General features: G+C 39.1%; 15 protein-coding genes. 10 read left to right on the forward strand and 5 right to left on the reverse strand.

Annotated elements, in window-relative coordinates:
* Positions 1-6 precede the first annotated feature (6 nt).
* On the reverse strand, positions 7-741 hold the full coding sequence (gene surE, locus CBM24_RS20210) for a 5'/3'-nucleotidase SurE (protein WP_088162482.1): 735 nt from the start codon (positions 739-741) through the stop codon (positions 7-9).
* Between the two features lie 51 nt (positions 742-792).
* On the opposite strand from surE, the gene CBM24_RS20215 reads away from it, so the two are divergent.
* Together CBM24_RS20215 and CBM24_RS20220 are read left to right on the forward strand one after the other, a co-directional pair.
* On the forward strand, positions 793-1,701 hold the full coding sequence (locus CBM24_RS20215) for a diacylglycerol/lipid kinase family protein (RefSeq protein WP_157698552.1): 909 nt from the start codon (positions 793-795) through the stop codon (positions 1,699-1,701).
* Between the two features lie 61 nt (positions 1,702-1,762).
* The gene (locus tag CBM24_RS20220) at positions 1,763-2,029 is read left to right on the forward strand and encodes a hypothetical protein (protein WP_075993742.1); all 267 of its coding nucleotides are present in this window, start codon (positions 1,763-1,765) and stop codon (positions 2,027-2,029) included.
* Positions 2,030-2,128: 99 nt separating this feature from the next.
* Here the strand turns inward: CBM24_RS20220 and CBM24_RS20225 are convergent, their stop codons facing one another.
* Positions 2,129-4,147: a recombinase gene (locus CBM24_RS20225; RefSeq protein WP_088162484.1), complete on the reverse strand. Its 2,019-nt coding sequence runs from the start codon at positions 4,145-4,147 to the stop codon at positions 2,129-2,131.
* A 192-nt stretch (positions 4,148-4,339) separates the two neighbouring features.
* On the opposite strand from CBM24_RS20225, the gene CBM24_RS20230 reads away from it, so the two are divergent.
* The 5 genes from CBM24_RS20230 to CBM24_RS20250 all read left to right on the forward strand — a co-directional run bounded on the left by CBM24_RS20230 (position 4,340) and on the right by CBM24_RS20250 (position 8,008).
* On the forward strand, positions 4,340-4,543 hold the full coding sequence (locus CBM24_RS20230; protein ID WP_088162485.1) for an ArsR family transcriptional regulator: 204 nt from the start codon (positions 4,340-4,342) through the stop codon (positions 4,541-4,543).
* 101 nt (positions 4,544-4,644) lie between these two features.
* Positions 4,645-5,325 carry a hypothetical protein gene (locus CBM24_RS20235; RefSeq protein ID WP_198385971.1) on the forward strand — a complete coding sequence of 227 codons (681 nt, stop codon included), beginning with the start codon at positions 4,645-4,647 and terminating at the stop codon, positions 5,323-5,325.
* Between the two features lie 152 nt (positions 5,326-5,477).
* Positions 5,478-6,278 (forward strand): DUF1080 domain-containing protein, encoded by an 801-nt coding sequence (locus CBM24_RS20240; protein ID WP_088162486.1) that lies wholly within the window; start codon positions 5,478-5,480, stop codon positions 6,276-6,278.
* A gap of 201 nt (positions 6,279-6,479) precedes the next feature.
* The gene (locus tag CBM24_RS20245; protein WP_088162487.1) at positions 6,480-6,854 is read left to right on the forward strand and encodes a nuclear transport factor 2 family protein; all 375 of its coding nucleotides are present in this window, start codon (positions 6,480-6,482) and stop codon (positions 6,852-6,854) included.
* 65 nt (positions 6,855-6,919) lie between these two features.
* The gene (locus CBM24_RS20250) at positions 6,920-8,008 is read left to right on the forward strand and encodes a DKNYY domain-containing protein (protein WP_410528358.1); all 1,089 of its coding nucleotides are present in this window, start codon (positions 6,920-6,922) and stop codon (positions 8,006-8,008) included.
* Between the two features lie 104 nt (positions 8,009-8,112).
* On the opposite strand, the gene CBM24_RS20255 is transcribed toward CBM24_RS20250, so the two are convergent.
* On the reverse strand, positions 8,113-9,042 hold the full coding sequence (locus CBM24_RS20255; protein ID WP_157698553.1) for a ketopantoate reductase family protein: 930 nt from the start codon (positions 9,040-9,042) through the stop codon (positions 8,113-8,115).
* Positions 9,043-9,290: 248 nt separating this feature from the next.
* On the opposite strand from CBM24_RS20255, the gene CBM24_RS20260 reads away from it, so the two are divergent.
* Entirely contained in the window at positions 9,291-10,472 is a 1,182-nt protein-coding gene (locus CBM24_RS20260; protein WP_088163701.1) for an MFS transporter, read from the forward strand.
* Between the two features lie 96 nt (positions 10,473-10,568).
* Here CBM24_RS20260 and CBM24_RS20265 read toward each other — a convergent pair whose 3' ends face one another.
* Together CBM24_RS20265 and CBM24_RS20270 are read right to left on the reverse strand one after the other, a co-directional pair.
* On the reverse strand, positions 10,569-10,952 hold the full coding sequence (locus CBM24_RS20265) for a YidH family protein (RefSeq protein ID WP_088162489.1): 384 nt from the start codon (positions 10,950-10,952) through the stop codon (positions 10,569-10,571).
* Positions 10,953-11,162: 210 nt separating this feature from the next.
* Entirely contained in the window at positions 11,163-12,374 is a 1,212-nt protein-coding gene (locus CBM24_RS20270) for an enolase C-terminal domain-like protein (RefSeq protein ID WP_088163703.1), read from the reverse strand.
* Positions 12,375-12,888: 514 nt separating this feature from the next.
* On the opposite strand from CBM24_RS20270, the gene CBM24_RS20275 reads away from it, so the two are divergent.
* Positions 12,889-13,266 (forward strand): hypothetical protein, encoded by a 378-nt coding sequence (locus tag CBM24_RS20275; RefSeq protein ID WP_075993755.1) that lies wholly within the window; start codon positions 12,889-12,891, stop codon positions 13,264-13,266.
* Positions 13,263-14,243: an IS3 family transposase gene (locus tag CBM24_RS20280; protein WP_157698357.1), complete on the forward strand. Its 981-nt coding sequence runs from the start codon at positions 13,263-13,265 to the stop codon at positions 14,241-14,243. Before CBM24_RS20275 ends, CBM24_RS20280 begins: the two co-directional genes overlap by 4 nt.
* Positions 14,244-14,336: the final 93 nt, after the last annotated feature.

Genomic DNA, 14,336 nt, shown 5'->3' on the forward strand with positions numbered 1-14,336 from the left:
TCGCTATTATTTATGTTCGCTTGTCTGCCTGGCCGCAAGTTCATCATGTGCAGTTAGGTCAAGACGTAAGGGGGTAATAGAAACCAAATTGTGTTCTACTGCCCAGCGATCAGTACCCTTTTCAGCAGGTTCTAATGGCACTACTGTGATCCAATAGTTTTTCCTTCCCATAGGATCCTCTCCAGGCACCACACGGCCATCATATAAACGTACTGATTGTCTTGTCCAGGAAAGCCCTTGAGGTTTAGGCGGAAAATTCACATTATAAAGAGCAGGGCCCTTATTTTTCAGCAATATCTTGAGCACCTCGATTGTCCACCGAGATAGCCCTTCAAAATCAGGTTCTGTCTTTCCAACAGGTGTACTCAATGCAATACCAGTAATCCCGAGCAATGTGGCCTGCTTCGCCGCAGCCAATGTTCCTGAGTGCCACATTGAATTGCCTAGGTTTGGTCCCATATTAATACCTGAAAGCACAACCTGCGTATCTGGAAACATATGTAAACCCAAGGCCACACAATCTGCCGGCGTTCCATTGACCCTAAAGGCATCAATATCTGCAAAAGTAACAGGCGCACGCCGATAGCTTAAGGGCCGGGAATGCGTTATAGCGTGACCCATTGACGACTGCTCAACATCGGGTGCCACAATCTTTACCGTTCCAAACTCTCTCGCCGTCTGTGCCAGTGCCGCAATCCCCGGTGAATAGATACCATCGTCATTGGTGATAAGTATATTCATAGCTGTCCTTTTCTATGAAAACCAATCTCAAGCATGCTTTGTTCTGCTGTTATGAAAGAACATGGCAAAAACATAAGGTTAGTTCACAATCCTGCTGCTGGGGATGACTCGAATGGAGATAAAGACGAACTATGTCAATTGATTGAAGATCTTGGCCACAATTGCACTGTAGTAACAAAAAAAGATGCTGTCAAAAAGATCGACCCACAGACGGATATCATCGCCTTGGCTGGCGGTGATGGCACTATAAGAATGACCATTATGGGTCTACTGGAAAAAAAGCTAATATTTAAGAGGCCGATCGCCATATTACCACAAGGCACTGCAAACAATATTGCTATCTCTCTTGGTATTCCGCTAGACTGTGAAAAAGCTATTAGTCTGTGGAGAAGCGCTATACTTAAAAAATTCGATGTAGGGATGGTCATAGGGTTAGAAAGAAAACCTCTATATTTTATTGAATCTATCGGTTTTGGGGTATTTCCTACACTAATGAAAAAAATGGATAAAAAAAACACCGAAGATCTTAATGCGGAAGATGAAATCAAAACTGCACTAATACAGCTCCGCAAGCTGGTGGAAACATTCCCCGCTACCACACTAAGGCTTACAGTAGCTGGAAATAACTATGAAAAAGAGTGCATACTGGTTGAGATCATGAATATACCAAGCATCGGACCGAGGCTAGTGCTTGCTGCTGATGCTGATCCTGGTGATGGACAATTTGATATCATCATTGTCACTGTCGATCAACGTCAGGAACTTTTAAGCTATATCGATGGACTATTGAATGGAACCAACGTCGAATTTAAAATAATACCTATCCGGGCTAGTCAATTGGCGATGGAATGGGAAGGCAAAGAAATACACATCGATGATGAGCGCAAGAGTTACTTTGGCCAACAATTGAAGCTTACCTTACTGGATGGTATAGTTGAAATTATCACAGGCAATAAATAAGATACGATTTCAGCCAACGATAATGGTTCGAAAAATGTTCTCTTTTAAAAAACGAGTTAAAATGAACAGATCAAAAAACATAAATAATAAACTAAGCATGGTGGCCCTTCTCATGACTGCTATCCCAAATCCGGATCCACGTGAGCCAAGCCCAGACTTGTCCCAGTCACAACAAGAGGAAGATTCCAAAGAAGAAGAAAAGGGCCCTAACACCAATCTGTCTGGTCTCAAAGACGATCGCACCCATAACAAGGAGGAAGCACAGGCTGAACAGGAAGAAAAAGATGACAAAGATAAACCCGACCTTTCTGGTGAGATCAATGTTTAGATCATAGCAAAATGATACGAAATCTTTACGTGTAGTATTTACGTGGGACACATACCTCTCGGCATCGAAACATTGCAGTCAACGATAATATTAAGCCCCTTAACCTTTTCGAGGTGGGAAGAAAAACAGCTTTGGATTTATTTTAAAATAGATCCAAACAGCCTTTGCCATTTTAATCAATTCTTTCGACGATAGATTTCGCGAGCGGAAGGCTAACATCAAGGATAGCGAAAAGCTGACCATAAAATTAAAAAAACCTATAATTCCAATCCCTAAAATGCCCCAAATCCATATGTCGGTAGAGAGCTCCATCCCATGACCGAATAAGCCCAGGGCCAAATTTCCACTAGCAAATGTAATATGCCTAATATCAAGATTTAAACCTAAAAAAAGTCCGATGGAAGCTGTTGACCCCATAAAGATCCCGAACCACACGTTAGACACGATTCCTGCCCATTTTTTTTCATAAAACGAAGCTATTTTGTTTGTTTTTGCTTGTCCAAATATCTTTTTCAACATGGGGTGTTCCTGAATACGATAGTATACAGAGTTATGCTTATCCCTATTTGAAATACTGCCGGCAATAATACCGGAAAGAAATAAAAAAACACCTGCAATAGAGGCATGCAAAACCAAGGGTGTTTTTATCGGATTGAGATCATTGACCAGATGCAACCACTTGCCACTCGCAATATTGACCTGAAACAATTGTTGAATCACCCAAACAAGAAAAAGACTCATCGGAAAAGCCATCAAAACATTACCGACAAAAGCAATAAACTGAGACCGAAATAATCGTGCAAATAATTCAGCAAATATCCAATATCGATGTTTGTTGGTCGCCTGTTCGGCAATCCCCTGCTCAATTGCGTTGACCAATGCGGAAGCAGTCATTGCTGGTTGTTTGGTGGCTAAGGTAGCACCAAAAAGATAAATTAACGTAAAGCCAATAGCATAATTCAGGCTATATAAAAATGCATGGCCAAACTCACTGCTGTGAACCTTACCTAACAATAATTTAACGATGCACATTACGCCTACAATGAGGCCGCCACCGCAGGCAGACCGGAACATTTTCCAATATTCCTGCCGACTTGAAGTAATGTAATGTTCTCCAGTCTGTGCAGTATGATGAGTAATCTCGTACGCTAAAAGCTGTGTACTTTGCCCTACCAATTTGCGAATATTGCTTTTTCGGGAATTGTATCCAATAAGGGTCATTGTTAGTGCGATAGTCTTTTCCTTTTTTTCCTTCGGATGATCAATCACTAAAAAAAGCAAGATTTCTCGGATCCTTTCAAGTTGTTGCCGCATGCGCAAAAGTGATTGATTAACCTTTATGGAAATTCCGAAACGATGTGAATTATCGAAGGCAGTTTCAATGTACGATTCGCATTGCTTATGAAGTACCAAAATTTGTTTATAAGTCAGGTCATCCGAGGAGATAAACTTATTATGCGATTGCAAAATACGATCATTCAATTCGGTGAATTCCCGCATAATGGCTATAAATGGACTATCAAAATTTTGAAACTCAGGTACCATCTTATTTACATCCGTTTCCATTGCACGCCCCGTAATGCGTTGAACCAACAGTTCCAACCCATACAATATTTCGATCATTCCAAAACCAGTTTCATCATCATAAATTGTTTCGAATCCGCATAAACGAAAGAGTTCATCGACCTGCTCTTGCGAAACCGTAGCAATCCAATCAGCATCACGAGGTTTGTAAAAAACCTGATTTAATATATATTGCAAAGTAGACTTGGGTGGCTGAAAAGGTAAGTATCGCTCGGTGATCCTTTTTTTAAGTTCATAAAAAAAATCCGCATAGCTGATAATTCCTGTATCTGAAATCAACTGATCAAAATCTTTCCTGGCCAGAATTCTTTTTAAATAAAGCTGAAAGCACTCCTGCTCCTCGGGTGCGGCATGGAGATAATCCAGTAAAAATTGAATATCGATCTGATAAAGCAGATTGGTATGCTTGGGACGAATGATATCCACTAGAAGAACCAAAAAATCGACGTTTACATAAGCAGAGTCTTCTAATTGAGTTTTAAATCGTATAAACAAACTGCTTACCTGCTGCTCTTTATCCTGTTCTTTTTTCATAAATTATAAAATCCCTGTTTTAGATACCAAATTTAGGTACATTTTGTTTTTTTAATCTAAAAGAATAACACGCTACATTGTGTCAAATAGCCACTTGAATAGATGATTTTGATCATTTTGCGTCCCTTTTCATTTTCATAATTTTATAGCTAAGAAACTATAAATCAAAAACTAAGCCCATAACAGACGAAAATGAAAAACTACGATAAAGTGAAGTCCGCAAAATTATGTTACGAACATATCGGCGGAAAACTCGGCCAGCTCTTACTGGAGGTGTTAATAGCAAAAGGTTGGCTAGCAAAAACAGATCCCAGCGATAGAAACCTCTATATTACTGAACTTGGAGAATCCCAATTGACAGCATTTGGCATTGACTTATCACAAATTAAATCGTAACCATCATGAACTTACGCTTAGATTACGACAATTTCTTTCTACCCGCACAGGACCTGGAGAAACATTTTCAGTATATTCGTATAACTTAACGAATTCATACTATGAATGCGATAACAGACTGTGAACTTCAAAATATAGACCCAGACGATATTGGCGATGTACTCGTTAAAGTCGAAAAATCATTTGACATTAAGTTTAGGGGCACAGAACTTATGCATATCTCAACGTTTGGTGAGCTCTGCGATCATATCACAAATAAGATCCAACTTGATCATTCTAGCGACTGTACAAATCAGCAGGCTTTTTATAAGCTACGTGAGGCAATAGCTTCGACAGCTCAAATCGATCATAAAACGATCACGATAAACGCTGCACTTGCGGATATTTTCCCAAAAAATGGTCGGCGGTTAAGGGTAGAAAAACTCGAAAGACATTTAGGCTTTAAACTTGATATCCTACGCCCTCCCTTTTGGCTGACCCTATTACTTGCGATTTTTTATGTTGCTTCCTTAGCTGGTATTTACTTTAATTGGCCAATTGGACTCACAGGCCTTGTGTTTTCGCACACTTCGCTTTGGATTGCACACAAAACCGGTAAGGTGCTTGACTTGCAGACGGTAGGACAATTGGCAAAAAAAATGACCGCGGAAAATTATTTAAAATCGAGACGAAACCCTACCACATGCAATAAAATCGAGATTGAAAAAGTATTGACAGACCTGTTCAGTAGTGAACTATACCTTGACAAAAGTAAATTAACAAGAGAAGCGAAACTTGCTTAATAAATACTGATTCGTCGTTTAAATTGTCTGATTATGATCTAGCCAGCGCTTAACGGCAATGAGCTACGGCTGTCCACGATATTTCTTAGACTGTAAAGTTTAATGGAATATATCGTATCTTGCTATCCAATTTTAAACCAAATATCACTTCAATGCGAAGAATTATCTATTCAATAGTAGCTACCGGTCTTATTTTTACAGGATGCGCAGGAATGAAAGGTCAGGGCAATAATAATGGCTGGAAATCCTTGTTTGATGGAAAGGACATCAATGATTGGTTTGTCAAAATTCATCATCATGATGTTGGTGTGAACTACGGAAATACTTTTCGAGTTGAAGATGGAATAATTAAGGTCAGATATGATCAGTATGATGATTTTAATGATCAATTTGGCCATTTATATTATAAAACACCCTTTTCTTATTATCATTTAAAATTTGAATATCGATTTGTAGGCGAGCTCCATAAAGGTGCCCCCTCCTATACACTTCGTAATAGCGGCGTTATGTTTCATTCGCAGGATCCCAGAACAATGTTGAAAGAACAGGATTGGCCCATTTCTGTCGAAATGCAACTTTTGGGAGGACTGAGCGATGGTCAGCCCCGCCCTACAGGCAATATGTGTTCTCCTGGAACCAATGTGGTCTATCAGGGCAAAATTGCCTCCTCACATTGCTTAAATTCTACTTCGAAGACCTATGATGGTGATCAATGGGTTAAAGGGGAGTTGATTGTATTAGGAGATTCGTTAATCAAACATATCATTAACGGAGATACCGTACTAGAATATTCAAGACCTCAGATTGGAGGTGGAACAGCCAATGGATATGACCCCAAAATTAAGATCGATGGTAAGTTGCTCAGCAGTGGATTTATCGCATTACAGAGTGAAGGTCAACCCGTAGATTTTAAGAATATATGGATTAAGGAGCTACCTAAACCAAAGAAGTAATTAATTTTTCCGACAGGAGGAACATCTTGATTTTAAACTTAGCAGTTTAACAAGTTCACCCCCATTATTAAAATATTACGAAATTCTTGATCTAGATAAACCTTAAATAGTTGCATACATTTTCATAGTTAGCTGACTAATATCTAGATTTACTATTTTTAAAGTAATAAGCACAAAAAAAAATTACAATCTGATAGGGATATGGATAAAATCACGAAAGAAGAAATTGCAGAAGCAGAGAACCAACTTTTCTTGGCGCAGCTAGCCAGTAATGTAGACGGTCTTGATCTCCTCCTATATGACGACCTTGTTGCTGTAGCACCTGATGGTCAAATGTTAACCAAAGAAATGGATCTAAATGCACACCGATCAAAGGCTATAATTATTGAAAATGCTTCAACAGAAATTGATGAGATCAGAATAATTGGGGATACCGCCCTTTCCGTTACTACGATGACGGCAAAAGGTAAGGTAATGGGAGCCCCATTAGAAGGAAAATTTAGATATTTTAGGGTATGGAGACACATTGACAACACACTAAAAGTCATTGGTGCCAGTTTTATACAATTGCCTTAATAAGGAAACGGAAAACTGAAAATTCGGTTTTTTAATTTTGTCCTTGTAAATTTATATAGATGGGTATGATAAATAATAAATCTAGGATTATATGCAATGCAAAAATGAAAAAATATACTTTTTTTCTGGCTTGTATTTTACTTTGCTTTTTTATTTCTTGTCGAAATATTGGCAAACCTGTTGATAAACAAAAATCCGGTTCCTACTTCATCGATTCAAAAGGGCAGATAGCTTATTGTCAGAATGGAAATTGGTTTAGTTTGGGCATTTCACAAATGCAGGCTGATGCAAAATCGTTTGAGGTTTTGTCAGAAGATATTGCTAAAGACAAAAATGCGGTATATTTTCGTGGCACGATTCAAAAACTTGTGGACAAGAATTCCTTTTATGTCGACAATCAGATTCCAAAAGATCGTTTTCATGTCTATTATATCGATCAGGCCCTAGGCTTTAATATCATCCAGGGAGCAGATCCAAAAACATATGAGCTCGTAAAGGATCATATAAACTGGGCACGCGACAAGGACCATTACTTCTACAGTAATGACATGATAAAGGCAGATCGGAAAACCTTTTCGTTCGTCAATGACTATTTTTTAATGGATAAAGATTCAGTTTATGTCTCTCCGAATATAGGTACCTTTAAAGCAGTTGTTGCTAACGCCGGAAACATTGAAGCCATAAACAAATATTACATAAGAATTGGCAATACAATTTACTACCCACCATTTCAGCAGGGATCAGATGTCATAACGAGGTCCTTTAAGACAATTGATAAAATTCGTGTACTTGATCAGGATCATATTAGTATTGACAACAAAACGATCCTATTCAGGGGGAAAAACTTCAGATATGAACAGGTAGATGCTCCTTCCTTTGAATTATTCCCGATTGATAAAAAGAATGATGTGTATGGAAGCAACTCCTATTCAAAAGACAAGGATAATGTGTATTATAATCAGGAAATAATTCCAGATGCCGATATTAAAACGTTTATACCTTTAGGTCACGATTTCGGAAAAGACGCAAAAAATGTCTTTTATCAAAAACAGCTGCTTGAAGGAGTAGATGCAAATAGTTTTAAGAAGGACGGTGATTTTTATAAAGACAATCGAGGCAATAAATTCAGCGGCCTTACAGGAAATAAAATCTAATCAGCTTTCTTTTGACAGCTAAACCTACTTTTTGTATTCAAAAAAAGCTTGTCCAGAGGAACTTATCGATTGAAATTTCCAACTCGCAAACTATTTTAATACAGCTAGTCAGATTTTAGGCGCAATACATCAAACATGCGTTGATATTCAGGTGTCTCGAGATTATACTTTTTAGATTCACGAATAACATAAGCTGTCAAAGATGCCAACTCTGTTTTCGGTCGTTTATTAAGATAGTCCGTATGCATGGATGAAGTCGCATCGTAAGGCATTTGTTCCATTTTGTCCAAGGTCATATGTACAATATGATCAGCAATAACAACTCCTTTTTCCTGAGCTAATGCTGCAACCTCCTGAATAAGTTTAACAACCGCATCTTTCTTCTTTGGATCTTCCATTATCTGACCAATAGAATAATCAAAATAAGAAGTAGCTGTGGCCATAGCGGAAATAAAAATAAATTTATCCCATATTATTTTCTCAATTTCATCGGAATAATTCACATGGATATCAGCCTGTTGAACAAGATGATATAACCTATCCAGTCTTTCATCATGTTCTCCATTCAATCCGAAACTCATTGTACCCCATTTCCCGGTCACTTCAATTACTCCAGCAGCCTTTAAACGGGATACAATATAGGCGCAACCATCCACAACCAAATTATTCGGATAATATCTGTTGATACGTTCTTTGCTGTCTACTCCATTCTGCAAGGGTATGAATACTGTATCTGCGCTCACACACGGTCCTAATAAGGCCATAGTATCTTCTAGATCATAAGATTTAGTACAAAGAAAAATGTAATCCATTTTTGTGAAGTTTTCAGCCTCACTGGAAGCCTGATAGGGCTTCGCTGTAAAACTTCCCTTTTCTAATAACAGCTTTAAACCATGTTGGTTAATCTCCTCAAGATGGTTACCTCGCGCCAAAAAATTGACATGAATATCAGTGTTTTCATACTTGCGCGCTAACATACCACCAAAATAGCCGCCCACTCCCCCCAGGCCCACAATTAATATATGCTGTTCCATTAGTTTTTTTATTTCGTATTCCTTACCTGTATTCAACCTTAAAATAAATCTAAAGTGAATATAAAAGAACTTTTGACAACACACAACTTATCAATGTCAGGCGGAGATCAATTATTCAGCAACAACTTTTCTTTTACCATTACTTACAAATTTGTTAGTAACACACAAATAGCCGCTTTACACCCAGAAGCAAGTATTTGCCTTTACATTTGCTCGTATAATTAATCATGTACAATAGGTTTTTATTTATGAAAAAATACGCATACATCGGAGCTTTGGGTTTTCTCGCAGTAATCACAACCGAGTTTGGCATTATTGGCATCTTGCCCCAAATAGCCGATCATTATCATATCAGTATCGACAAAGCAGGTTATTTATTAAGTGCTTTTGCCTTGATCATTGCCATAACTGGGCCATTTATGACATTGCTGGCTTCGGGATTCGACCGCAAGAAAGTCATGTTAACTGCCATCGCTATTTTCTTAATCACGGCGATTGTCTCTTCATTATCCCCTCCTTTCTGGTTATTACTTACTGTAAGAATTCTTCCCGCCTTTCTCCAACCTGTTTATATTGCGACAGCATTGTCTGTCGCCATTTTAAAAGGGGGGAAGAAAAATGAAAATGAGCTTATGAGCATTGTTTTTAGTGGTGTTGCAATCGCCATGGTGACAACAGTCCCCTTCGCCACCTACATTGCCAGTCTCTATTCCTGGACATATTCTTTCACGATACAGGCCATTGTCAGTATAATTGCACTACTGGCGATCTATTTTACCATTCCTCCTTTGCCTGTAAAAGAAAAAAAATCCTACGGTAGTCAGATGAAAATATTAACCAAACCCATTTTTATGGTCAGTACCGCAATGAATTTCTTTATGGTATCCGCTTGGTTTTCTACCTATAGTTATTTCGCCGAATATTTAAACAAAGCAAAGAATATGGACAGTACCATGGTTAGTTATATGCTATTTGTATTTGGTATTATTGGAGTCATCGCCAACTGGGTGGCAGGGAAAATGCTCAACCAAAATATTACGTTTACCACAGCATTTTTCTTATCCGGTACACTTATTATTCCTTTATTACTGTATTTTTCAGATGGCAATATGTTCGCTACGGTCTGTACGATTGCCTTATGGGGATTTCTTTATTCTCCTAGCTTCTTAAACGCATCTACCTATATGATTTCTTCCGCTCCCGAGGCGCTAGAATTTGCCAATAGTCTAGCGACTTCATTTGGCAATCTCGGGGTAACCTTGGGAACTACCGTAGGTGGCTGGATTATCGTTTCGAAAGGTGTGGAGTTTTCGCCCTGGCTTACGATGGGTTTTGGTTTTCTCGCCTTTCTGATGATCGCCCTACGAGAGTTTTTAGAAAAACGTGGTACAACAAATCAAATCACTGTGGTACAGTGTACACAGCAATAATATATTTTGCCGGTATTATAAATAGCCAATGCACGACAATTGAGATCTAGTTAGCCTGAATAATCATTCCAGGCTAACTAGATCTAATGCATCTCCTTAAAGACCGTCGACAAGATACCAACTCAAAATAATACCTATAACAAAAATCAATATGGCCACAATTGTAATGCTATTTGAAGTTTGAGCGAAGTTCTCCTCTTCAATTTGTTTGTTTGTTTTACGATATTTAAAAAAGGCGACAATAACCGTCAATGCTCCAATAACCACAATAGAAACACCAACAGCACCCGAATGTTCATGCTGGGATCCTGCAACTACATCTTTTTTTAAAATGAGCTCAATCTGACGAATAAATAATGAAAACTTAACAACCACAAAACCGAAGCCCATAATGCCCAGGCTTGTCCGGATCCAAGCAAGGAAAGTTCGTTCATTCGCAAGATGGTCATTTATCTTCTGGGGTACAGTTTTATTAGACATTTGAAATAAATTTTGATCAACAAAAAGTTAAAGGAATTTTAAAAAGTATTTCATAGCCTTAAACAATACTTTATCGCCGTGAATATGCTTCAGCACATTTAATTTCACGGGTTAGTCAATTTTTTAAGGTTAAGAAATTCCATTGTTTGCTCCTCTATGAACGTTGCAAAACTTTGAAAGGTTTGAAAAATAATTCAAAGCTTCTTTCTTTCAAATCTTTTTTAGCAATGGCATACCGAACCCTGCAGATGAGGGAGGAATAAGTTTCCCATCTTTGACGAGATATCCCGACAAATCCACATCATCAGATGTACTTGTAACCCCTTCAATGGTTACGGTATTTCCGAGCCCTCCGGCTAAATGCGCTGTATAGAAGCTCTTGAGAAGTGATCCCCAGGCATGTGGAGATGCTTGTGCTCCGAGTTGTATTAACTTTGGCATTAAGTTCCTCCAATTCGTAAATCCAAGGCCTTCAATATCCGTAAGGTGAACATCCAGCAGTTTCTTTTCAAATAAGGTTCTCAGCAAGTTCTGATCAGGATCTGCTTCGCCATCCGCCAGCAAAGTATTTATGCCTTCCGATTTTAAAAAGTCGCTAAGCTTTTGATAATCCACCACCGTTTCATGAAAAGGTTCTTCTATCCAAAAGAGATTTACCATTGGGATACCTTTTAAATACTGAATAAATTGGTCTGATGTAAAACCGTTATTTCCATCAACTAAAATTCTGCAGTCGGGAAATGCGTCTGCCACTGCTTTTGTAACCTCAATATCCCGTTGAAGTCCTTTGGAAAAAGGCATCCATTTATGTCCCCTTCCAATTTTTAACTTGAATTGCCTGTAACCCACTTCATAATCATATTGGCATTCCTCAAGAATACGGTCAATTCCTGATGGCCTATCCGCTGGTTCTAAGTCATCGAAATAGATCATACCACTATAATAATCTGTTATGATCGGATCTTTTCGACCAAGTATTTCATAAACAGGTTTATTTAAAATGACTCCTGCGAGATCGTGAAGAGCCATATCAAAGGGAATATGTGTCTGCAGCAGTGTACCGACTTTGGGAGAGAAAAGATCTGACATTTTCTTGCCTATCAATTCTCCCGAAATTTGTTCAGCTTCACGTCTTGAGCCACGGAGTGAGGCCCAGCCCATTGCTCCCTGATCTGTCCTTATAACACATATTTCCACATCAGGTCCATAACCATGTAGGTCGAGACGGGCATTTTTCCCCACAAGTCTCGGATAATTCATCTTTACGGTAGAAAATCTGATATCTTTTATCTTGTGATAGGACAATACCTTGTTTCCTGGTTCAGCATCAGAGGAAAATAAAATTTCATTTGCGTAACCTTTATACAACGTAGCTGTGGCAATGCCAAAATTCAGCGCCTGAATAAATGTTCTTCTTTTCATAGTTGATTTATTTTGATTATCCGAAACGGTCAGGATAGACTTGTTTCTAGTTTTTTCGTTTACACAAGCGTAGGCATAACTAGCCACCTAACCAAAGCCTTATAATTAGTTTATAAATATCCATATGAAAGATACTGCATAAGCCTTTGTATTTATTGACAAGGCGTATCAATTGCTGTACAATTTGTCTCTTTTTTTTATAAATGTCTCTGTCGTGTACAATTACCATATGACTATCTTTATTGCTTCGAACGGCCTTATTACCTCATACCAATAATGCAGAAAAAATTTGCATATAAACGCCTATGTCTTAAAGATGATACCAGTACAATCGCGACAGAAGAAACTGTAAATGAAATAAGAATAGCGAATAACCGTAACAGGACCATCATCTAATAAAAACAATTTAGAAGAAATTTAGAACTCAATACCAACCAGGATGATGGAAATTGTGGATGTCCATTCCTGAAAAAGGTTTACAAAAACCGAATATTAAAATCTTAAATTTAATATTATGAAAAAGCGTATGACAAAACGTAAATCAGGGGGACAGCAAGTTTACAGTGATAGCTTCAAGATCCTCGTTTCCAGAGAATACCTTGCCGGCAAGCTGAGTTATTCGCAACTTGCCCAGAAGTACAATCTTCCGGGGGAAGCCACTCCGCGGTATTTTATGAAATGGTACCAGCAGTGGGAAAACAATCTGGAGCTGGAAGTTTCCCAGACTGTTGAGCCAGAAGACACTGGGGTGAAAAATGAGCAGGATCTCAGGGATGAACTCTTCCAGGCGAACCTCAAAATTACTGCCCTGGAGATGCTGATCAAAAAAGCGGAGGAGCTCCATGGGGCTGATTTTGTAAAAAAGTCTGGGGCCAAATCGTCCAAGAAATGAAGTCGTGTTACCAGAATGTTTCGGTCTCCAGACTTTGTGGACTATTTGGCAGAACAAGGCAATCCTACTATAAATATATGGGCAGAGAACAGGAATACTCCGTTCGCAGCGGGCTTGTGCTGGCGCGGGTACGTGAAATTCGGAAGGACTCCCATCGCATGGGTACCCTTAAACTCCGCAGCATATTGGTCAAAGAAATGGGTAGTGCGATGGTTGGACTGGGAAGGGACGCTTTCTTCAGACTGTTGCGCGAAAATGACCTTTTGGTCAAATGCAAACGCAGGTATGCCATCACCACCCAGTCCGACCACCGTTTCAAAAAGTGGCCCGACCTTGTGCAGCGCAGGCAGGCCCTGCGTCCCGAGCAGATATGGGTAAGTGACATCACCTACATCCGCATCCGGGACAAATGGATCTACCTGTGCCTGGTCACAGATGCCTATTCCCGAAAGATCGTGGGCTACAAACTTACGCACAGGCCAACAGCACAGGCCTGTATATCAGCGCTCAGGATGGCAATATCACATAGAATGTATCCACAGAGCGATCTGACCCACCACTCCGATCGCGGCATCCAGTATTGCAGTACAAATTATGTCACTATATTGCAGGAAAATAGGATTACAATAAGCATGACACAATCCGGAAGCCCGTACGACAATGCCGTGGCAGAAAGGCTAAATGGCATCCTAAAAAGCGAATATCGCATGGCTGAGACCTTTCCAGACTACAAAACGGCACTTGCACAGCTGGTCAAGGCAGTCAATATATACAATCATTTTAGGCCACATATGTCCTGCAATATGATGTCTCCCCAGCAGGCACATCAGCAATTGCAGAACCAAAAAGTTCCCAAAATGTTTCAAAGACGTAACGCTGAGTCAAAAAAGTTCCGCAGCAAAACTAGGGAAACTGTGGTTAGGGAAAGGACAACCGATAACAGTCAGAAAACGGACAATGACAACCAAATCCAGTAGAAAAAATAGGATGTAAAATCTATATAGTAATCTGTTCGGTAAATGTAAACCTATTTCAGTATAAGACAGGAGCTAATGAATAGCTATTATCTT

Origin of the sequence: Sphingobacterium sp. G1-14, from assembly GCF_002196555.1 — a bacterium.
Lineage (GTDB): Bacteria > Bacteroidota > Bacteroidia > Sphingobacteriales > Sphingobacteriaceae > Sphingobacterium > Sphingobacterium siyangense.